Here is a 20,290-nt window from a genome sequence, read left to right as displayed (position 1 = left end):
ACCAACGCAGACTTAAGAAATTTCCTACAAAACTGATGTTTTGTAAAACACTCTTTTAAAAAGTATATACCTTCTACGCAATAAAAAAGCTCAAATGCATATGCATTCGAGCTTTTTATTGTAAACGTATGAAATTTATCATTAACCTGGATGGCTATAAGCATCTTCTTCGTCGTGACTTGGCAAAGCATTCCATACAGCCTTGACTAAAGTGGCCAGAGGGATGGCAAAAAAGACCCCCCAGAACCCCCACAAACCGCCAAATACTAATACGGCAACAATAATCGCTACAGGGTGTAAATTGACTGCTTCAGAAAACAGAATTGGGACTAACACATTACCATCGAGCGCTTGTATGATGCCATATGCCAAAAGTAACCAGTAAAACTGCGGAGTAAAACCCCATTGAAACAGGCCAACGATTGCTACGGGAACCGTCACTGCAGCCGCTCCTATATAAGGGATCAGTACCGAGAGGCCAACGGCAACAGCAAGCAATACAGAATAGCGCAGATCCAAAAGAGCGAATGTCACATAACTTACGCTACCAACAATGAGTATCTCCATCACTTTTCCGCGAATATAGTTTGAGATTTGCTCATTCATTTCATGCCAAACCTTGGTTGCTAGCTTACGGTTTCTCGGCAGTACTCCGCTTGCAAGGGAAATCATCTCTTGCTTATCTTTGAGGAGGAAAAAGACCAGCAAAGGTACCAAAATCAGATAGACAGCTAAGGTTGCAATACTTACCAAGGATGCAAGTGACCCTTTTACCACTGTCTCTCCCATTACAATAATTTGATTTTTCGCGTTAGTTACAACCGACTCGACAATCTGAAAATTGTCTAATTCAGGGTATCGCTTCGGCAGCTCTGCAATCGCTTTTTGCACTCCCTGGTACATGGTTGGGATATCATTAATTAAATTTCCGACCTGCTTCCAAATGGTCGGGACCAGCCCAAATACAGCAAGGAGCATTAGGCTAGTAAAACCGACAATCACCAATATAACAGATAGGTTTCTGGGAATATGAAAGCGAGAAAGTTGCGTTACTGGCCACTCTAATAAATATGCCAAAACAATCGCAACCAAAAGCGGCGCAATTAAATCACCAAAAAAATAAATCGTAACAAAGCCAACCAATAGGATCGCGACCAAGCTTACGGCATGCGGATCGGAAAAGCGTCGTTTATACCAGCGACTCACCATTTCAAACATTCGGTAGGGTTCCTTTAATTAGCTGTACACGATAATAACCATCAGACTCTTCACAGAAAACATGAAAAGATTGCTTGAGCAAAAAACGTCTTATATCAAAGAAAGACTGCTGGTCTGCTACATAAATAGTCGCCTTTTGGCCTATATCCATATCTTTGACACGACGTTTCACTAGCAATAAAGCCATTGGACAACGCTCATCACGTAAGTCCAACACATTCTGTTCCATTATTTAGCCTGATGTGTAACATTGAGTCGAGTATTGTATAGTGTTTTTTTTTCAACGTCAGGGCAAATCCCCTCAACAATGCAAGTTTCACATTATACTGACCATCGGAGCCGAAATTACCCTAATATTTGATGTCAACAGGTCGATAGAGTGCATAAGTGCAAGTGAAACCTTATCACAAAAAGAGAGTCGAACTCGATATCCCATACTCAACCCTGTTATTATAGATAGTAGGCTCACCAAAATGCCCTATGATTATGGAGTACATTCAGTAATATATGTTTAAACGTACACGCTCACTCGTCTGCTTATGTGTAGCGGCCTCTCTAGGCATGCAACTCCCTACCTACGCAAATAATATCGATTTACCTGATATTGGTACTACTGCTAGCAGTACACTAACCATAGATCAGGAGCTTCAATATGGTGATGCCTATATGCGTATGCTACGTAGTAGCCAGCCAATCATCAGCGATCCTGTTATCAATGAGTACATTGACAGCCTTGGTCATCAACTGGTTGCAAATGCTAACGACGTAAAAACGCCCTTCACTTTTTTTATGATTCGCGACCGCAACATCAATGCATTTGCCTTTTTCGGTGGCTATGTCGCTTTACATAGTGGCTTATTTCTCCATGCAAAGACAGAAAGTGAGCTTGCATCAGTCATGGCCCATGAAATATCGCACGTCACTCAACGCCATCTAGCGAGAGGTATGGAAGACCAAGCTCGTCGCACTCCAGCGACTTTGGCTGCCTTAGCGGGTTCATTATTACTCGCGATAGCAGCACCAGAGGCGGGTATTGCAGCGATAACAGCAACGACGGCCGGTAATATTCAAGGTCAAATAAACTATACAAGAAGCAACGAAAAAGAAGCCGATCGCTTCGGTATAGAGACACTCGCGAAGGCTGGCTTTGATGTGAATGCTATGCCGAGGTTCTTCTCTCGACTTGCTGACGAATACCGCTATGCAAGTACTCCGCCGCCAATGCTGCTTACTCACCCGCTTCCAGAAGATAGAATTACCGATAGCCGTGCTAGAGCTCGCAGCTATCCTGATAAAAAAGTTGTTCCTTCAATTGATTACAACCTAGCTCGCGCCAGAGTTGTAGCAAGATATGCTGATATCAACACTGAATCTGCCTTGGATTGGTTTGCTCGCACCGAAAAAAAAGCACCAAACGACATCAAGCCTTCTTTTCAATATGGTCGCGCTCTCGTTTATTTAGATAACAAACAACTTGATAAAGCGGCAGAACTTCTGCAGGCATTACTCAAACAGCAACCAGACAATAACTTCTACTTAGATGCGATGACTGACCTTTATTTAGCCAAGAACCAAGCACCTAAAGCAGAAGCCATGCTTAAAAATGCTTTGAAGTCTAAGCCAAACAATCCTGTACTGACGATAAACTATGCCAATGTCTTAATGCAACAAGACAAAAATGAAGAAGCTGTGCGTACTCTCCAGCGCTACACTCATGATAACCCAAATGATATCAATGGATGGCATCTTCTTTCTGAAGCAAACATTCATCTTGGGCGTAGAGATGAAGATCTCGCTTCAAGAGCAGAAATACTCGCTCTTAAAGCCAACTGGAACAAAGCCATTCAGTACTATACTCAAGCAGGCCAAATTGCCGAGTTAGGTAGCCTCAAGCAAGCTAGATATGACGCTCGAATTGACCAACTAATCGCCGCTAGAGACAGATTTATGACGCTACAATAAACCATTCCCTAACCACAAAGTATGTAGAAATATTCTGTTTTTAATAAATTTTTTGGTTATCATATTTCAAAAGAGTCAGTCAGCTTTTAAGCTTGTTGACTCATCTACTGATCGGAGATTTAAGTTATGTCAGTCGTGATTTATCACAATCCACGTTGTTCTAAAAGTCGCCAAACACTAGCGCTGTTAGAAGAAAAAAATATCCAACCTGAAATTATTAAGTACTTGGAAACACCGCCAACAGTGCCAGAGCTAAAGGCCTTATATTCACAACTCGGCCTGAATCAGGTCCGCGATATGATGCGCATCAAAGAAGATATATATAAAGAACTTAATCTCGCCGATGCATCCGATGAAAAGCTTTTTGAAGCTATGTCCAGTAACCCTAAACTGATTGAACGCCCCATTGTCGTGAAAAATGGTCAAGCAAAGCATGGCCGTCCACCTGAACAGGTACTTGAGATCTTATAATATGATATGTCAGCTTCTGGTCCTTTATCACAGTCGTCACGGCGCTACTCGTAACCTAGCAAGGCAAATTGCCCGTGGTATCGAATCCATTCCCAATTGTGAAGCTTGGATCAGAACAGTCGATGGCATAGAGTCAGAAGGAAATACTCAAGATCCCATAGTCACATTAGATGAACTTAAGTCATGTGACGGGTTAGCAATGGGGAGCCCCGTTTGGTTCGGCAATATGTCAGCAGCTCTAAAACACTTTTGGGACCAAACCTCTAGTTTATGGATAGCCGGCGACTTAATCGATAAACCTGCTTGTGTATTTAGCTCTTCCTCTACTTTACATGGAGGACAGGAAACGACATTGCAAACCATGATGTTGCCGCTTCTTCACCATGGCATGCTTATTATGGGTATACCTTATTCAGAGCCAAAACTACATACTACTCAATCTGGCGGAACCCCCTATGGGGCGACGACTGTCAGCCATGGCAAAAATACTCTCACTAAAGAAGAAATCGAGCTTGCGCAGAATCTGGGTAAACGTCTAGCCACCACTGCCCTAAACCTGAGAGGAAGTTAGAATGCAGGAAATGCACTCCCGCACAAAACTGTTCCGCATCCTAGCTTTGTGTGGAAACTTGGGATTACTTACTTGGGTTTTTGCATGGCAATTTTACTTATCTCCACACCCTCATATTAATCATGTCGCACTAGCAGTAGCCTGGTGTGTTCCACTGATTTTGGCCTTACCCGGAGTAATAATGGGTAAACCGTATACCCATGCATGGGCAAATTTCTTCCTCATGCTGTATTTTCTGCATGCATTCACCATCTTATATGTTGATAACGGTGAAAGATGGCTTGCTGCTGTAGAGCTCGCTCTAACGAGTATTGCCTTTGTCAGTAATATTCTGTTCGCACGACTTCGTGGACAAGAGCTAGGCCTTAAGCTAAAACGGCTATCTAAAGTCGAAAAAGAAGAAAAACAAAGGTTTGAGTGATAACCAACGACTGAAATAAGTAGTTTAAGGCTGAAAATAAAAAGGTCTGGCAAAAGCCAGACCTTTTTAATATTCAATCACACTTTCATTTGACTCAATAGTGGAATCCACTTCTTGTGGTTCTTCAGTCGCTGCAACAATAGGTGTACTTTTCCATTCAAACATCAGAACTTGCTCTGAAGGAATAAGGTCAACATTATTGTCGTCCCAAGAGTTCACGTCAGGATCCAATATAGTGTCTGAAAAGTCATCTTCCTGAGCATTAGCAGGCATAGTGTCTTGTACATTATTAAGTGGAATAACTCTGTCCATACGACCAAGCTCTTGTTCAAACTGAGCTTGGGAGCTTAATAAGTGCACATTAAAGGTTACTTGATCGCTTTGGATTTTTAGAATATCTAGCGAGGCAACCGAGCTTAATTTCTTGAGGCTCTTTTCTAAGTTAAAGAAGTCTACGGCATTCTTTAAAGTGGTAAAACGGACTTTAACCGTTTCCGATGACTCACTAGCTACGACAACTGAACTTTTCTTAGCATAGTAATCGCTAATTTGATTGATCATCTTTGCCACGCCCGCATTTCCGGAGTTTGATCCAGAAAGGGGAGCTTGACGTGTCACACCAATAGTTGCTGGTTTTTGATCATATAAGGTCCAACGAAGCGAAGTACCATCTGATCTAACCAACAACACTGCATCAACAGGATAACGCTGGCTGGCTTCACCAAGCGGGCGTGTAAAACCGCCCCAAAGATCTGAGGCTGCAACGCCAGTGATATCATCAAAATCACCAACAGGAACGGTAAGTGGCAAACCTCGTTTGACCGCTTCAGTTCTCATTTGCGTCAGCACTAAAGACTCAGAGTGTTCCCAAGTGATGCTTCTATCGTATTGCTCCTCTTCAACCAACCAAACTAAAACATTAGCCCGAGCGGCTGGCCATACTGGCACTTGCGCTTGGCTGAGAAGAGAACGAATGTGGGGCCCACTAAATCCCATTCTTAACGTTTGCTGGCCTTCGCGCTGACCATGGCTAATTTGCGATAGATACTGAGAGTTTTGCTTTAGAGCTTTCTGGATAACAGGATTAGACGTCGCATCTATATCACCAGATGCCCGCACAATAATCTCTTTCATTCCACTCACTCGGGCTCTTGCATCTGCATCATCAACCCCTGAGTCGAGTACAACCTCAGTCTGATATAAATCTACATTGGTTAGAGCAAGCACGGGAAAGCATGCAAATACCAAAACCAAAGAAGCTAAACGGCGCATAGCTGTCCTAACATCATTTAATCATTTCCAGCTTACGATGATAAGCAACTATCTCCTGCGGAGCAACTAAAGCGCATTTTTTATCTTCAAATACGCTTTGGTCTGCCTCGCGGTTTTGCTAGATTTACTGAGTCATACTGACTTTTATTTGATCCAACACAGATTGCAATCGTTTGCTGAGGTGATAGAATCCGGCAAATTTTGTGGCTGGCTTCGCGCCACCCTATCAGTCCATGTCGATAAAGGAAAATGTAAGATGAAAAATGCCATCCAAGGAGCACAAATGCTCTTTGTTGCATTCGGTGCACTGGTATTAGTACCATTATTAACTGGCTTAGATCCTAGTGTTGCTCTTTTTGGCGCAGGCCTTGGGACACTACTTTTTCAGTTTGTTACTCGTCGAGCCGTTCCTATTTTCCTTGCGTCTTCTTTTGCTTTCATCGCCCCTATCCTATACGGAGTTCAAACCTGGGGTGTACCAGCAACTATGGGCGGACTCATGGCAGCGGGCCTAGTCTATGTCGTGTTAGGCGCTTTTATCAAAGTAAGAGGCGTTGGATTTATCCATAAGCTTCTTCCTCCCGTTGTTGTCGGGCCTGTCATTATGGTTATTGGTTTAGGCCTAGCACCCGTGGCTGTTAATATGGCGCTTGGAAAAGGGGGCGATGGAGCACAACTGCTAGATGCAAACGCATCCATAGTGATTTCCTGCGTATCTCTTATAACGACCATCGCTATCAGTGTATACGCGAAAGGCTTTGTAAAATTAATGCCCATTCTAGGTGGTATATTGGCAGGCTACCTCACTAGCCTAGCTTATGGCATCGTTGACTTTAGCCCAGTGACTCAAGCAGCTTGGCTGTCCTTACCTAAATTCACAGCGCCTGAATTTAACATTAATGCCATCTTATTCATGATTCCTGTTGCCATCGCTCCGGCCGTTGAACACGTTGGTGATATGCTCGCGATATCAAATGTGACTGGCAAAGATTACCTCAAAAAACCGGGTTTACATCGCACGATAGCTGGTGACGGTATTGCAACAATGGCGGCTTCCATGCTCGGAGCTCCGCCAAACACAACCTATTCAGAAGTAACAGGCGCAGTATTGCTTACCAAGGCATTTAATCCCATTATCATGACTTGGGCAGCTGTGACAGCCATTATCCTTGCCCTAGTAGGAAAACTTGGTGCTGTATTGCAAACCATTCCTATGCCAGTCATGGGGGGGATCATGATTCTCCTATTTGGTTCAATTGCTACGGTAGGTTTAAACACTTTAATTAAGAATAAGGTTGATCTACACCAATCTCGTAACTTGGTGATTGTTGCCGTCACTCTTGTTTTTGGTATTGGCGGCATGGCTTTTGGAATTGGAGAGTTTAGCCTGCAAGGAGTTAGCCTGTGTGGCATTGTGGCTATATTGCTTAACTTAATCCTACCGAAAAGCTTAGGCGAAAATCACATCGTGGATAACGCACAAATTGAAGACGAAATAAACTAAGTATCTATAGCAATACACGGGTTAAGTTTGTGGTCATCATACCAAGAGCCAACCCGTCAGCTTTCCTTTGTAAAGACAAAATAAAGCTTAATATTACTCATCTATTTTCAAACAAAGCTCAGCAAACTGACCTCTTGTTAACAAGACTAAATCTTGTGGATCAAGTTCGATTTCGACCCCACGCCTCCCAGCACTAACACATATAGTTGCTTTGCTCTGGGCACTCTGATGGATATAGGTAGGCAAAGCTTTTTTTTGTCCTAAAGGGCTTATCCCCCCTACTACATACCCTGTTATCTTTTGAGCAATTTCAGGATTTGCCATCTCTACTTTTTTCGCTTTAGCGGCCTTGGCAGCCAATTTTAGATTAAGTTTATGATCGACAGGAATAACCGCTACCGCTAGGTTTTTTGCATCACCATTAAGACTAAATAATAGAGTTTTAAACACATCACTAGGGTCTTGCCCCAAAGCTTCAACGGCTTCCAGTCCATAACTTTCTGCACGAGGGTCATGTTGATATTCATGAATGGTATGTGGGATTTTCTTCTTCTTAGCAAGGTTAATGGCGGGTGTCATAAAGGTTCCATTTTGAAAAATAAAAGGCGCTGAACAATAAATGCAGCGCCTTGATTATTTTAGATTGTACAATTATTTATATACAACCTCATTCGATACAAACTTATTTACATCAATCGGGCTGTTATCTTGAAGGTATTCTTTTAATACCTCAGCGTCCACAAAGCCAGTGTTAACATGGCCAGGGTGGTCACTGATTTTAGGGTAACCATCACCACCAGCCGCGTTGTAGCTAGGTACTGTAAAACGGTATGTTTTATCTAATCTAAGTTGCTTACCGCCGATGAAAACATTCGAGACTTTATCATTAGATACTGTCATTGAAATACCCGCAAACTGGGCATAAGCGCCAGAGTCCACAGGCATAGTTGCAACCGCATTCAGGTAATCCAGTACTTCTTTGCCAGTCATATCCGTGTAGGTCAATATATTACCAAATGGCTGAACTTTAAGGACATCCTTATAAGTGATATCTCCACCTTCGATAGAATCACGCACACCGCCAGAGTTCATAATACCAAAGTCAGCTTGCGCTCGTTCCATATGAGCAGTTGCAATTAGACGCCCAAGGTTAGTCTGCTGGAAGCGAACCACATCTCTATCACCTTCTAATTTGCCATTAGACTCAGCAATTTTTACCTCTAATTGTGCTTTACCTTTTTCTTGATATGGACGTAGAAACTCTAGCATCTCTTGATTTTCTGCAATTTCATCTTGAATAAAGACACGCTGCTTTTTGCCATCAATTTTTACTTTTTTCTTCAAGTTAACTGGGATCAAGTTGTAACTCACCATCTCCAGCTCTCCATTACGAAACTCGTAATCGGCACGTCCAACATACTTACCCCATTCATGCGCTTGCACAATATAGGTACCGTTTTGAAAGTCGGGTTTACATTCATCGCCAGGTTTAAAGCGTTTGTTGACAATGTTTGGCCCTTCCATGCAAACAGGCTCTTGTGAATGCCCGCCAACAATCATGTCTAAATCACCTTCATTGAGGTATCTCGCTAATGCCACATCGCCAGGCGCATTAATGCCACGATTACCATTTTCGTAGTGCCCCATGTGGGTTACGGCAAAAATTAGATCAGGGTGTTCAGTTTTTTTGATTTCAGCAATCAGCTTCTTTGCTTCTTCTTTCGGATCTCTAAAATCGATACCACTGATAAACTCAGGATTACCAATTTTGGCAGTATCTTCGGTTGTTAGACCAATAATGGCAATTTTTATTCCTTGCTTTTCAAACATCTGATATGCCTGAAACATGCGTTTGCCCGTTTTCTTGTCATAAATGTTGGCAGATAGCATTGGGAAGTTTGCCCATTCTATTTGCTTAAAAAGCACATCCAGTGAGTTATCAAACTCGTGATTCCCCAAGGCCATCGCATCGTAGCCGATTTTACTCATACCTTTAAAATCGGGTTCGGCATCTTGAAGGTCAGATTCAGGAACACCTGTATTAATATCACCGCCAGAGAGAAGAAGAACGCTGCCTCCCTCACTCTCTATATCTGCACGTAGTTCGTCAATTAACGTTTTACGCGCTGCCATGCCGTACTCACCATATTTATTCTGCCAGAAACGGCCATGGTGATCGTTGGTGTGAAGAACGGTCAGCTTATAAGTTTTATCCGCTTCCCACTCTGGCTTAGGTGCCGTTGCACAGCTAGCAAGAGTGGTAAGAATAGCGGCACTTAATGCGGTTTTGAAAATCAAACGTTGCTTCATTATCATACCTTTGAGCATATAGAATTATTTAATGAATGGGGTTTTAGACTCATTGAGCAATTAACGAACTTGTTGTGAGCTCATGCTCAATAAAAGGTCGGGCTAGTTTAAGTTAAGCGGTTAAGGCTAGCATCTTGTTTTGATAGTTATGCTGTTTAGATCACCATAATTGATAATTGAATACCTAATAAAGTGACCTAGTTGATGTTATCTCACTAGCACACTGACCATTTACTTTTCATCAGGTACAAAAAGGCTAACGTATGCGTTAGCCTATATGATTTTTAATTAGTTAATCTCAATATGCTCGAAGCTTTTTATCAAGTCATCCAAAGCCTTCATTTGAGCTAAAAATGGTTCCACTTTATCGAGCGGTAAGGCTGAAGAGCCATCACACTTCGCTTTGTCAGGATTAGGGTGTGACTCAATAAATAGGCCTGCAATACCTGTTGCCAAACCAGCCTTAGCTAATTCAACCGTCTGCTCTCTTCGGCCACCAGATGCAGAGCCTGAAGGATCTCTCATTTGCAGTGCATGCGTCACATCAAAGATAATCGGACTACCATTTGATGCTTTCTTCATCACTCCAAAGCCAAGCGTGTCAACCACTAGATTGTCGTAACCATAGCAAGAACCTCGCTCACAAAGAATCACCTGCTGATTTCCACACTCTGCAAACTTTTCAACTAGGTTACCCACTTGACTTGGGTTCATATACTGCGGTTTCTTAACGTTAATCACAGCCCCCGTTTTAGCCATTGCTTCAACTAAATCGGTCTGACGTGCTAAAAAGGCAGGTAATTGAATCACATCAACCACATCTGCTACTGGCTGAGCTTGCTCTTCTGTGTGTACATCGGTAATGATTTTAACGCCAAAAGTATCCTTAATCTCTTGGAAGATTTTCATTCCTTCTTCTAGCCCAGGGCCACGATAAGAGTGCACAGAGCTGCGATTCGCTTTATCAAAAGAAGCTTTGAATACATAAGGAATTCCCAGTTTTTCTGTCACTTTGACGTAATGCTCACAAATCTGCATCGCCAGATCCCTAGACTCAAGAACATTCATACCTGCGAATAGGGTAAACGGCTTATCATTGGCAACTGGGATATCACCAACTTGAACGATTTTTTGATCCATTTTGTAGTCTCTATTTTTGTCTGTTTACTACCATGCTCAATGCACAGTAACCTGAGTCAAGCTCATTGCATTAACTTGATTTTTGAGTAACTCAGCGGCCGGGTCATCAGGACACTGTTCGATAAAATATTGGTAATCACTCAGCGCGACTTGATGGCAATCTAATTGCTGATAGATAAATCCTCTATCACGGATTTCATAGGGATCATCAGGTACAAAAGTCAGTGCAAGATCGGTACATTTTAACGCTAATGTATACCTCTCCTCACGTAACAAAGTACTCTTTAGCAGAGCTAACCAGCGACCAATCACGGTTGGGTTGTCAACTGATTTTAGGTGCGAAGGTTTAAGCTTAGCTAACGGACCGCTGTGACCAATCAACCAAGCTCTCAATACCTGCTTGGAAACGTATTCACCGTTAAAAGGATTGATGAACTTTGGCGCCTCACCAAACCATTCTAACTTAATTAAGAATTGGCTTGGGAAAGTCACACCAGATACAGGTAAACCGAGTTTACGACCTAAATATAATAATATCGAACCCAAACTGACTGGAATCCCTTTCCTGCTCTCTAACACTTTATCGATGAACGCATTCGATGATTCGTAATACGCTTCTTGGTCACCTGAAAACCCCCACTGATGGTAGAAAAGCCGTAATAAGGCATCAAATCGTTGTTGTTCATCGACTTCATGGCTAAGGGCAAGTTCAGCCTCTTTAAGCAAACGTTGTAGCTCGTTTCTCGCCCATATGTCATTGGTTTTCGGATTGATGGCTTTATTTAAAATCAGTGCGCCTTCAGCCAGCTCAATCGCGTCAAAATCTTCGTCAAATAGCTCTACCATGGATATTCTTACACTCTCCTCAACCCAGCAGCATTGGCATTTTAGTAACGGCTAGTTTGCCTGCCATTGCGATCCAGCCCAAAGCACCAAAGAAAGCAAATGTACGCAACATTTTGTTTTTACCCAATTTAAGAGCAAAAACACCAAGAGCTATATACGCAAGAACACAAGTAATTTTCTCAGTTAGCCAAGGCGCTGCAGGGGTAAATGGAATAAAATTGGTGATAAAAATAAGCCCAATACCCGAAAGTAATAGACATGTGTCATTAATATGAGGGAAGACTTTAAGAAACTTCTTTTCCAGCAGGCCAGAGTTTGCCATCATCAGCCCATAACGCAGTGATAGCAAAGTGACGCTAATGACCACTGTCAATAAATGAAAATGCTTTAAACCTTCATACATAATTATTTCTCTTTCTGGCATAGCGAAAATTGACCCACGGTCACTCGGTCATTTTCCCCATAGTCTTTGTAAGTGGTAATGCTCTGATAACCCAAAGCGCTTAAAATATCTCTCACCGATTTTCCTTGGTCATACCCGTGTTCAAACATCAGCCACGCGCCAGGCAACAAAAAGCCCATTGCTTGCTGAGAAATATGTTTGATATCTGCAAGGCCGTTGTCCTGAGCGACTAACGCACTCAAAGGCTCAAACCTTACATCACCTTGCGTAAGATGAGGATCGTTCTTTTCGATATAGGGAGGGTTTGACACAATCAAGGCAAACTGTGTGCCCACCTCCAAAGGGGTAAACCAATCACCAGAGAGAAACCCAGCATTTTCGATACCAAGCTTTAATGCATTTGATTCTGCTAGCTGCCTTGCTTCCTCTTTGACATCAATACCCCAAACTTGACGCTGAGGTAGCTCAGAAGCAATCGCCAAAGCAATAGCTCCTGTACCTGTGCCTAAATCGAGAATATCACCCTGCAATTGAGGCGCTTTTTCTAATGCAATTTCCACCAAGCGTTCTGTATCTGCACGAGGAATAAGCGTGCTTGGAGCGACTTGCAAAGGCAAGGACCAAAACTCTCTTTCACCTAAAATGTAGGCAACAGGCTCCCCTTTGATACGACGCTGCAAAACTTGCTCAAACGCCTGTGCATGCTCGATAGACAAGACCTTATTAGGCCAAGTCAAAAGAAAAGACCTAGGTTTACCTAGTACATAACAGAGCAATACTGATGCATCGAGAGAAGGCGATTCACTGCCACTTACTGTTAATCTTTCAGTCGCAGATTTTAGCGTATCTTCAACGCTAGATGATTGCTTCATTAATTATTCTCTGCCAAGGCAGCAAGCTGGTCCGCTTGGTGTTCCTGAATAACAGGATCAATCAAGCTGACAAGATCACCTTCCATTACCTCACTCAAACGATAAAGCGTTAGGTTAATACGATGATCTGAAACACGGCCTTGTGGGTAGTTATAGGTACGAATTCTATCGCTTCGATCACCAGAACCAAGTAGGTTTCGGCGAGTATCTGACTCTTGGGCGGCACGCTTAGCTTCTTCTGCTTGAATAATACGCGCAGCAAGCACTGACATAGCCTTAGCTTTGTTTTTATGCTGAGAACGTTCATCTTGACACTCAACCACTGTCCCTGTCGGCAAGTGAGTGATACGAATTGCAGAATCTGTTGTGTTGACGTGCTGACCACCTGCTCCAGAAGCTCTGAAGGTGTCAATTTTTAGGTCTGCTGCTTTGATTTCTGGAATTTCCGCTTCTGGAATTTCTGGCATAATGGCAACCGTGCAGGCAGAAGTGTGCACTCGACCTTGTGATTCTGTTGCAGGGACTCGTTGTACACGATGTCCGCCTGACTCAAACTTTAATATACCGTATGCTCCATCGCCATTGACTTTGGCAATCATTTCTTTGTAACCGCCCTGCTCAGACTCATTGGACGATATCACTTCAATACGCCAACCTTTTTTTTCCGCAAACTTACTGTACATGCGGAATAAATCTCCGGCAAAAATGCCCGCTTCATCTCCCCCTGCACCTGCGCGAATTTCTAAGAAGCAATTGCGATCATCATTTGGATCTTTTGGTAGGAGCAAGATTTGCAGCTCGTCATTGAGGCGCTCAATGCTCTCTCGCGACTCTTTGATTTCTTCCTGCGCCATTTCGCGCATCTCAGCATCATCTTCTTTTGCCATTTCTTCAGCCGCTTTCAGATCTTCTTGAGCTTGCTGATAAGCTTGAAAACACTTAGTTACTTCCTCTAACTGGGAGTATTCTTTGGACAGGGCGCGGAATTTGTCTTGATCACCAATGACATCAGGGTCACCAAGTAAATGCTGAACTTCTTCATATCGTTCAACGAGTGTTTCTAGCTTAGTTAGAATTGAGGCTTTCATAGTTTTATTAACTCAGGGTTCTATTTAGTTGGTTGGCAGAAACCAACCAAGGGTGTTAAGAGTCTTCAAGACCCAGACTTTGTCGTAATGTCGCAAGCTTGGCAGGCTCGCCTTGCTCAGCGGCACTTTGCAGAGCTCGAGTTGGGGCATGGATTAATTTGTTGGTCAACTTATTACTAAGCTCAAGCAGCACTTTCTCCGGGTCTGTGCCTGCTGCTAAAGACTGCAAGCTTTTGCTAAGCAAATCTTCACGAATATCATTGGCTGCTTTACGATAGTCCCGAATACTATCGACTGCCTGTAACGAACGCAACCATGACATAAATGTCGCGCTTTCTTCACTCACAATCGCTTCAGCTTGAATGGCCTCGACCTTACGTTGCTCCATATTGTTTTCAACAATCGATTGCAAATCATCCACTGAATAAAGATAAGCATCATCCAGCTCAGCAACCTGAGATTCGATATCTCTAGGAACCGCGATATCGACCAATAGCATAGGCTGATGTCGGCGAGCTTTTAATGCGGTCTCGACCATACCCTTTCCAATAATGGGCAGGGGACTAGCGGTGGAGCTTATCACAATATCTGCGCGAGCGAGATGATTAGGTATTTCTGGCAAGCCAATAATTTGTGCGCCAAATTGCTCAGCCAAAGGCTCGGCACGTTCGTAGGTTCGGTTCGCAACTATCATATCACTACAGCCGTTGCTTGCGAGGTGTTTAGCGACCAACTCAATGGTTTCGCCAGCACCAACAAGCAGAACAGTAGATTCACGCAGTGACTCAAAAATATGCTTGGCAAGTGTACAAGCCGCATACGCTACCGAAACAGCATTACCACCGATATCGGTTTCTGTACGAACGCGTTTTGCAACAGAGAAGACTTTCTGAAACAGTTTATCCATTGCCGTGTCAACAGATTGATGCTGACGCGAATCAGAATATGCCTGCTTTACCTGTCCCAAAATTTGGGGTTCACCTAAGACAAGAGAATCCAACCCACATGATACACGCATCAAGTGACGAATTGCGGCCTGCTCTTCATGAACATATAAGCTGGGCTTTAAGGCTTCAGGACTAATTTGATGAAATTGAGCAAGCCAATCGATGACTTTACTTTTTCCTAATGCTTTAACATCACAGTAGATTTCAGTTCGATTACAGGTAGAAATGATAACACTACCATTTACATATGGATTATCACCTAATTGCTTAAGTGCTTGTGGTAATTTTTCCGGCCCAAATACGACTTTCTCTCGTAGTTCAACGGAAGCCGAATTATGGTTAATACCGATAGCAAGCAATGACATGTAATCAAGTTTCTCTGAAGCAGCGAATAAGCGAACAAGGACAGAATTTTACTTTATGCCCCAATTTAATTAAAGGCCATTAAGGATATGTTTTCATCACTTCGTGATTTCAATGGTATACTCTGGCCCACCGACACCATTCAGTATGGACAAATATTACACAATGACGGTCAATTCTCGTCTCTTCATCACTTTTATGCTCAGTGGATTGTTTCTCTCAGGTTGTGCTTCCATTGATCCAAGTACTACGAATGTTGAATGGCAAACACAACAGCAAAAACTTGCCTCAATAAATAAATACAATACCAATGGGAAACTCGGTTATATTTCACCCGAGCAGCGCCAGTCACTCAACTTCCAATGGAAACACAGCTCAAGCTTTAAACAGCTGCGGCTAACTACTTTTCTTGGCCAAACAGCACTCAACCTAAAAATTACCCCCGAGGGCTCCTCCATTGAGACTTACCAGGATGAAACTTTTACCTCTAATGATGCTCAATCACTTATTTATCGCCTCACTGGGCTGAATTTGCCGGTTGAGCAGCTCAATAGTTGGTTTTTAGGTAGTCCTGAAGGCGCCGATAACTTTGTGCTTAACGACACCAATACTTTAGCATCGCTGACTAAACAAGTTCAGAGTAAAGTTTGGCAACTCGATTATCTAAGTTATCAAGACGTTCAATATCAACACCAAACACTCCCATTGCCACACAAACTCAAGTTGACGCAAGGAAATATCAAAATAAATATCATCATCTCCGACTGGAATATTGAACAATGATCCATGACACCACCCTTTGGCCATCGCCTGCAAAGCTTAATCTATTCTTGTACATTACAGGGCAAAGAGACAATGGTTATCACGACTTACAGACCCTATTTCAGTTTTTAGATTATGGCGACGAACTCACTATAACGGCCAATCACACTGGCGAGATTACCATTGAACCTGAACTTCCAGGTGTACCGACTAAAGATAACCTTATTTATCGAGCAGCGGATGCCTTAAGAACAAAGACGAACTGCACGTATGGCGCTCATATTAAACTCAATAAAAAATTACCCATGGGTGGAGGTATTGGTGGCGGCTCTTCCAATGCCGCCACCACGCTTGTTGCGCTAAACCATCTTTGGCAGACGAATGTATCTCAAAATGAACTTGCACAGATTGGTTTAGTTCTTGGCGCTGATGTTCCAGTATTCACACAGGGATTCGCTGCTTTCGCCGAGGGTGTCGGTGAAAAACTAGCAAAAGCTCAGCCCGAAGAAAAATACTACCTAGTAGTGAGGCCAGGAGTATCTATCGCCACCGCAGAGATATTTTCTCATTCGAAACTGCACAGAAACTCACCAAAACGTGATCTAGATTCGCTTCTGAATAGTCAATACGAAAACGATTGCGAAAAAGTTGTGCGAATGCTGTACCCAGAGGTTGATAAGCAACTTTCATGGCTGTTACAATATGCGCCGTCAAGACTTACAGGGACCGGATCCTGCGTTTTTGCTGAGTTTTCAAGCCAAAACAAGGCCAACAAGGTTCTTGAATTATTACCTGACCATGTCTCAGCTTTTGTAGCTAGAGGGAAAAATATTTCCCCTCTTTATGAGACACTTGCTAACTATCGCTTAGTACATAATATAATCTAAATACTGGACGCAACCCTGAGGTTTCTACCGTGCCTGATATGAAGCTATTTGCTGGTAACGCTACACCTGAACTAGCCCAACGTATTGCTGATCGTCTTTACATCTCTCTTGGTGATGCAACTGTTTCTCGTTTTTCTGATGGCGAAGTCGCTGTTCAAATCAACGAAAATGTACGTGGTAGTGATGTTTTCATCATTCAATCTACCTGCGCACCCACTAATGATAACCTAATGGAATTAGTCGTGATGATTGATGCAATGCGCCGCGCTTCTGCGGGCCGTATTACAGCAGTTATCCCCTATTTTGGTTATGCACGCCAAGACCGCCGAGTGCGCTCTGCACGTGTACCCATTACAGCCAAAGTCGTTGCAGATTTTCTATCGAACGTTGGTGTTGACCGTGTACTTACCATCGACCTACACGCTGAGCAGATTCAAGGTTTCTTTGATGTTCCAGTAGATAACATCTTTGGTACACCTGTTCTTCTTGATGACATGGAAGCTCGAGGACTTGAGAACCCTGTTGTGGTATCACCTGACCTAGGTGGTGTTGTTAGGGCTCGTGCGACGGCGAAAGCGCTTGGCGATATTGATATCGCGATTGTTGATAAACGTCGACCTCGCGCGAACGTGTCTGAAGTCATGAACTTGATTGGTGATGTCGAAAATCGAGACTGCGTAATTGTTGATGATATGATCGACACAGGCGGTACTTTGTGTAAAGCAGCCGAAGCTCTCAAAGAACGTGGGGCTAAGCGAGTTTTTGCCTACGCCACTCACGCTGTTTTCTCCGGTAACGCCCATCAAAACATCAAAAATTCAGTTCTAGATCAGGTCATAGTCACTGACTCAATTACACTATCAAAAGAAATGCAAGCAACAGGCAAGGTGACCACACTAAGTCTATCTCGTATGCTGGCAGAAGCGATTCGCCGTATAAGCAATGAAGAATCTATTTCTGCGATGTTCAATTAAGTCAAATTAGACACATAGACAATATTTTAAACACCTCTCACTGAGGTGTTTTATTTTTCCACTTCATCTCAGGCAATCTATGCCTCGCCCAGATGAATATTTCTGTGTTATCATACCGCGCTTTTAAGATGCCAACAGAGATCTTTACTGTGAGCCAATCAATTAAACTTCTTGTCGGACTCGCTAACCCTGGCCCTGAGTACTCAAAAACTCGACACAATGCGGGGGCTTGGGTTGTTGAAGAACTTGCGCGTGCCCATAACATCATACTAAAAAATGAACCCAAGTTTTTTGGCGTAACAGGCCGGATGATCATCCATGGACAAGATCTCCGTTTGCTCATCCCGACCACGTTTATGAATTTATCAGGTAAATCGATTGCCGCTTTAGCAAAGTTCTACCAAATAAAGCCTGAAGAAATCATGGTCGCACACGATGAGCTGGATTTACCTCCAGGTATCGCTAAGTTTAAAAAAGGTGGCGGGCACGGCGGGCATAATGGCCTGCGCGACACCATAAATAAATTAGGTAATTGCAAAGATTTTTACCGCCTGAGGATAGGTATCGGCCATCCTGGGCACAAAGACAAAGTAGCAGGTTTTGTATTGGGTAAGGCACCGGTTAAGGAGCAAGAGCTTCTTGACGCTGTTACTGATGAAGCAGTACGCAGCTTAGATATACTACTCAAAGACGGCTTGGCAAAAGCACAAAACCGCCTACACACGTTCAAAGCAGAATAAGGTTATTATCATGGGTTTTAAATGTGGCATCGTTGGTTTACCAAACGTAGGTAAATCAACCCTGTTCAACGCACTAACTAAAGCTGGAATCGAAGCAGCTAACTTTCCATTCTGTACAATCGAGCCAAATACTGGCGTCGTTCCTGTACCAGACTTGCGCCTTGACGCCCTAGCAAAAATAGTTAACCCACAGAAAGTCATCCCGACCACGATGGAGTTTGTTGATATCGCGGGGCTAGTTGCTGGCGCTTCAAGAGGAGAAGGCTTAGGTAATAAATTCCTAGCTAACATCCGCGAAACTGATGCGATTGGCCACGTAGTGCGTTGTTTTGAAAATGAAAATATCGTACACGTAGCGGGGAAAGTTTCGCCAATTGAAGATATTGAAGTGATCAACCTCGAATTGGCAATGGCAGACTTAGATTCATGTGAACGTGCTATCCAACGCAATGCCAAAAAAGCCAAAGGCGGTGATAAGGACGCCAAGTTCGAATTAGTCGTTTTAGAAAAACTTCTACCTGTACTTACAGAAGGCGGTATGGCTCGAACTGTCGAGCTAGCAAAAGAAGAACTTGCTGCAATTGGATACCTCAACTTCCTAACTCTCAAACCAACCATGTACATTGCCAATGTCAATGAAGATGGATTCGAAGACAACCCGTACCTTGATGCCGTGCGCGAATTTGCTGCAAAGGAAAACAATGTTGTGGTGCCTGTTTGTGCAGCCATAGAATCTGAGCTATCAGAGCTTGAAGATGAAGACAGAGAAGAGTTTCTTGCAGACATGGGCATTGAAGAGCCTGGGTTAAACCGCGTAATACGTTCAGGTTATGAGCTTTTAACTCTACATACTTATTTTACTGCTGGCGTAAAAGAGGTCAGAGCATGGACAATTCCTGTTGGCGCTACCGCTCCTCAAGCCGCTGGCAAAATTCATACTGACTTTGAAAAAGGGTTTATTCGCGCAGAAGTCGTTGGCTATGAAGACTTTATCCAGTACCAAGGTGAAAGTGGTGCTAAAGATGCGGGTAAATGGCGTTTAGAAGGTAAAGATTACATCGTCAAAGATGGTGACGTAGTGCATTTCCGCTTCAACGTGTAATTTCCACGCAAGTCATTGACAATAAAAGCCAGCAGCTATGCTGGCTTTATTTTTTCACCCGAGTAATCAAATAAATAAACTTAGTAAATGTGCTTCATTTTCCCATCACTTTTTACTCATTAACACGGCTCTTTGTTTAAAAAGAAACCGAACAGTTGATTTCACGGCATTTATTCAAAAAAACTATTGACGGCTTTGCTTCAACTTCGCATAATGCGCGCCGTTCCCAACAATAAACTAAGTTATTGAAGAGAACAAAATATGGTATGGCTACGTAGCTCAGCTGGTTAGAGCACATCACTCATAATGATGGGGTCACAGGTTCAAATCCCGTCGTAGCCACCATTCCTAAAAGCTTTAATTTAAAGTCTTTAGGAATAGATGCGGAAGTGGCGGAATTGGTAGACGCACCAGATTTAGGTTCTGGCGCCGCAAGG

At 43.1% G+C, this 20,290-nt stretch carries 21 protein-coding genes and 1 tRNA gene; 11 read left to right on the top strand and 11 right to left on the bottom strand.

The features are described 5' to 3' along the window. Positions 1-141: 141 nt before the first annotated feature. On the bottom strand, positions 142-1,218 hold the full coding sequence (locus tag AAFM34_RS06210) for an AI-2E family transporter (protein ID WP_341661020.1): 1,077 nt from the start codon (positions 1,216-1,218) through the stop codon (positions 142-144). Continuing rightward, a complete protein-coding gene (locus AAFM34_RS06205) occupies positions 1,211-1,447 on the bottom strand; it encodes a sulfurtransferase TusA family protein (protein WP_341661019.1) in 237 nt (78 codons plus the stop codon). The genes AAFM34_RS06210 and AAFM34_RS06205 overlap by 8 nt, the downstream gene beginning before the upstream one ends. A gap of 278 nt (positions 1,448-1,725) precedes the next feature. Between AAFM34_RS06205 and AAFM34_RS06200 the strand changes: the two genes are divergently transcribed. From AAFM34_RS06200 to AAFM34_RS06185, 4 genes are all read left to right on the top strand, one after another. Beyond that, positions 1,726-3,180 carry a M48 family metallopeptidase gene (locus tag AAFM34_RS06200; protein ID WP_341661018.1) on the top strand — a complete coding sequence of 485 codons (1,455 nt, stop codon included), beginning with the start codon at positions 1,726-1,728 and terminating at the stop codon, positions 3,178-3,180. Positions 3,181-3,306: 126 nt separating this feature from the next. Further along, the gene (gene arsC, locus AAFM34_RS06195) at positions 3,307-3,651 is read left to right on the top strand and encodes an arsenate reductase (glutaredoxin) (protein ID WP_341661017.1); all 345 of its coding nucleotides are present in this window, start codon (positions 3,307-3,309) and stop codon (positions 3,649-3,651) included. Between the two features lies 1 nt (position 3,652). Next, on the top strand, positions 3,653-4,222 hold the full coding sequence (gene wrbA, locus AAFM34_RS06190) for an NAD(P)H:quinone oxidoreductase (protein ID WP_341661016.1): 570 nt from the start codon (positions 3,653-3,655) through the stop codon (positions 4,220-4,222). A 1-nt stretch (position 4,223) separates the two neighbouring features. Beyond that, positions 4,224-4,643, top strand: coding sequence for a DUF2069 domain-containing protein (locus AAFM34_RS06185; RefSeq protein ID WP_341661015.1), 420 nt, complete (start codon positions 4,224-4,226; stop codon positions 4,641-4,643). Positions 4,644-4,709: 66 nt separating this feature from the next. Here AAFM34_RS06185 and AAFM34_RS06180 read toward each other — a convergent pair whose 3' ends face one another. Further along, on the bottom strand, positions 4,710-5,915 hold the full coding sequence (locus AAFM34_RS06180) for a DUF2066 domain-containing protein (RefSeq protein ID WP_341661014.1): 1,206 nt from the start codon (positions 5,913-5,915) through the stop codon (positions 4,710-4,712). Between the two features lie 256 nt (positions 5,916-6,171). On the opposite strand from AAFM34_RS06180, the gene AAFM34_RS06175 reads away from it, so the two are divergent. After that, entirely contained in the window at positions 6,172-7,419 is a 1,248-nt protein-coding gene (locus AAFM34_RS06175) for a uracil-xanthine permease family protein (protein WP_341661013.1), read from the top strand. 93 nt (positions 7,420-7,512) lie between these two features. Here AAFM34_RS06175 and ybaK read toward each other — a convergent pair whose 3' ends face one another. The 8 genes from ybaK to hemA all read right to left on the bottom strand — a co-directional run bounded on the left by ybaK (position 7,513) and on the right by hemA (position 15,390). Beyond that, complete coding sequence (gene ybaK / locus AAFM34_RS06170; RefSeq protein ID WP_341661012.1) at positions 7,513-7,998, bottom strand: Cys-tRNA(Pro) deacylase; 486 nt, start codon at positions 7,996-7,998, stop codon at positions 7,513-7,515. A gap of 72 nt (positions 7,999-8,070) precedes the next feature. After that, a complete protein-coding gene (ushA, locus tag AAFM34_RS06165) occupies positions 8,071-9,729 on the bottom strand; it encodes a bifunctional UDP-sugar hydrolase/5'-nucleotidase UshA (RefSeq protein ID WP_341661011.1) in 1,659 nt (552 codons plus the stop codon). Between the two features lie 288 nt (positions 9,730-10,017). Further along, the gene (gene kdsA, locus AAFM34_RS06160) at positions 10,018-10,869 is read right to left on the bottom strand and encodes a 3-deoxy-8-phosphooctulonate synthase (RefSeq protein WP_341661010.1); all 852 of its coding nucleotides are present in this window, start codon (positions 10,867-10,869) and stop codon (positions 10,018-10,020) included. Between the two features lie 36 nt (positions 10,870-10,905). After that, a complete protein-coding gene (locus tag AAFM34_RS06155) occupies positions 10,906-11,715 on the bottom strand; it encodes a SirB1 family protein (RefSeq protein WP_341661009.1) in 810 nt (269 codons plus the stop codon). Positions 11,716-11,734: 19 nt separating this feature from the next. Next, positions 11,735-12,118 carry a SirB2 family protein gene (locus AAFM34_RS06150; RefSeq protein ID WP_114786804.1) on the bottom strand — a complete coding sequence of 128 codons (384 nt, stop codon included), beginning with the start codon at positions 12,116-12,118 and terminating at the stop codon, positions 11,735-11,737. 2 nt (positions 12,119-12,120) lie between these two features. Continuing rightward, the gene (gene prmC / locus AAFM34_RS06145) at positions 12,121-12,990 is read right to left on the bottom strand and encodes a peptide chain release factor N(5)-glutamine methyltransferase (protein ID WP_341661008.1); all 870 of its coding nucleotides are present in this window, start codon (positions 12,988-12,990) and stop codon (positions 12,121-12,123) included. After that, positions 12,990-14,078: a peptide chain release factor 1 gene (gene prfA / locus AAFM34_RS06140; protein ID WP_341661007.1), complete on the bottom strand. Its 1,089-nt coding sequence runs from the start codon at positions 14,076-14,078 to the stop codon at positions 12,990-12,992. Before prfA ends, prmC begins: the two co-directional genes overlap by 1 nt. Before the next feature lie 55 nt (positions 14,079-14,133). Beyond that, the gene (gene hemA / locus AAFM34_RS06135) at positions 14,134-15,390 is read right to left on the bottom strand and encodes a glutamyl-tRNA reductase (protein WP_341661006.1); all 1,257 of its coding nucleotides are present in this window, start codon (positions 15,388-15,390) and stop codon (positions 14,134-14,136) included. 163 nt (positions 15,391-15,553) lie between these two features. On the opposite strand from hemA, the gene lolB reads away from it, so the two are divergent. The 6 genes from lolB to AAFM34_RS06105 all read left to right on the top strand — a co-directional run bounded on the left by lolB (position 15,554) and on the right by AAFM34_RS06105 (position 20,198). Continuing rightward, positions 15,554-16,171, top strand: a complete 618-nt coding sequence (gene lolB / locus AAFM34_RS06130) for a lipoprotein insertase outer membrane protein LolB (RefSeq protein WP_341661060.1) — start codon at positions 15,554-15,556, stop codon at positions 16,169-16,171. Next, positions 16,168-17,037 (top strand): 4-(cytidine 5'-diphospho)-2-C-methyl-D-erythritol kinase, encoded by an 870-nt coding sequence (gene ispE, locus AAFM34_RS06125; RefSeq protein ID WP_341661005.1) that lies wholly within the window; start codon positions 16,168-16,170, stop codon positions 17,035-17,037. Before lolB ends, ispE begins: the two co-directional genes overlap by 4 nt. A gap of 29 nt (positions 17,038-17,066) precedes the next feature. Next, positions 17,067-18,011 (top strand): ribose-phosphate pyrophosphokinase, encoded by a 945-nt coding sequence (locus AAFM34_RS06120; RefSeq protein WP_284190642.1) that lies wholly within the window; start codon positions 17,067-17,069, stop codon positions 18,009-18,011. 149 nt (positions 18,012-18,160) lie between these two features. Further along, positions 18,161-18,751, top strand: a complete 591-nt coding sequence (pth, locus tag AAFM34_RS06115; protein ID WP_341661004.1) for an aminoacyl-tRNA hydrolase — start codon at positions 18,161-18,163, stop codon at positions 18,749-18,751. 10 nt (positions 18,752-18,761) lie between these two features. After that, positions 18,762-19,853: a redox-regulated ATPase YchF gene (gene ychF, locus AAFM34_RS06110; RefSeq protein ID WP_341661003.1), complete on the top strand. Its 1,092-nt coding sequence runs from the start codon at positions 18,762-18,764 to the stop codon at positions 19,851-19,853. 268 nt (positions 19,854-20,121) lie between these two features. Continuing rightward, positions 20,122-20,198 (top strand) — tRNA-Met (locus tag AAFM34_RS06105). Positions 20,199-20,290: the final 92 nt, after the last annotated feature.

Origin of the sequence: Vibrio sp. (assembly GCF_038138445.1) — a bacterium.
GTDB lineage: Bacteria > Pseudomonadota > Gammaproteobacteria > Enterobacterales > Vibrionaceae > Vibrio.
This window is presented reverse-complemented; position numbering and strand designations above follow the sequence as displayed.

Coding starts and splice junctions, on each gene's coding strand:
- AAFM34_RS06210 (WP_341661020.1), bottom strand. CDS start 1,218: ATGTTTGAAATGGTGAGTCGCTGGTATAAACGACGCTTTTCCGATCCG.
- AAFM34_RS06205 (WP_341661019.1), bottom strand. CDS start 1,447: ATGGAACAGAATGTGTTGGACTTACGTGATGAGCGTTGTCCAATGGCT.
- AAFM34_RS06200 (WP_341661018.1), top strand. CDS start 1,726: ATGTTTAAACGTACACGCTCACTCGTCTGCTTATGTGTAGCGGCCTCT.
- arsC (WP_341661017.1), top strand. CDS start 3,307: ATGTCAGTCGTGATTTATCACAATCCACGTTGTTCTAAAAGTCGCCAA.
- wrbA (WP_341661016.1), top strand. CDS start 3,653: ATGATATGTCAGCTTCTGGTCCTTTATCACAGTCGTCACGGCGCTACT.
- AAFM34_RS06185 (WP_341661015.1), top strand. CDS start 4,224: ATGCAGGAAATGCACTCCCGCACAAAACTGTTCCGCATCCTAGCTTTG.
- AAFM34_RS06180 (WP_341661014.1), bottom strand. CDS start 5,915: ATGCGCCGTTTAGCTTCTTTGGTTTTGGTATTTGCATGCTTTCCCGTG.
- AAFM34_RS06175 (WP_341661013.1), top strand. CDS start 6,172: ATGAAAAATGCCATCCAAGGAGCACAAATGCTCTTTGTTGCATTCGGT.
- ybaK (WP_341661012.1), bottom strand. CDS start 7,998: ATGACACCCGCCATTAACCTTGCTAAGAAGAAGAAAATCCCACATACC.
- ushA (WP_341661011.1), bottom strand. CDS start 9,729: ATGAAGCAACGTTTGATTTTCAAAACCGCATTAAGTGCCGCTATTCTT.
- kdsA (WP_341661010.1), bottom strand. CDS start 10,869: ATGGATCAAAAAATCGTTCAAGTTGGTGATATCCCAGTTGCCAATGAT.
- AAFM34_RS06155 (WP_341661009.1), bottom strand. CDS start 11,715: ATGGTAGAGCTATTTGACGAAGATTTTGACGCGATTGAGCTGGCTGAA.
- AAFM34_RS06150 (WP_114786804.1), bottom strand. CDS start 12,118: ATGTATGAAGGTTTAAAGCATTTTCATTTATTGACAGTGGTCATTAGC.
- prmC (WP_341661008.1), bottom strand. CDS start 12,990: ATGAAGCAATCATCTAGCGTTGAAGATACGCTAAAATCTGCGACTGAA.
- prfA (WP_341661007.1), bottom strand. CDS start 14,078: ATGAAAGCCTCAATTCTAACTAAGCTAGAAACACTCGTTGAACGATAT.
- hemA (WP_341661006.1), bottom strand. CDS start 15,390: ATGTCATTGCTTGCTATCGGTATTAACCATAATTCGGCTTCCGTTGAA.
- lolB (WP_341661060.1), top strand. CDS start 15,554: ATGACGGTCAATTCTCGTCTCTTCATCACTTTTATGCTCAGTGGATTG.
- ispE (WP_341661005.1), top strand. CDS start 16,168: ATGATCCATGACACCACCCTTTGGCCATCGCCTGCAAAGCTTAATCTA.
- ychF (WP_341661003.1), top strand. CDS start 18,762: ATGGGTTTTAAATGTGGCATCGTTGGTTTACCAAACGTAGGTAAATCA.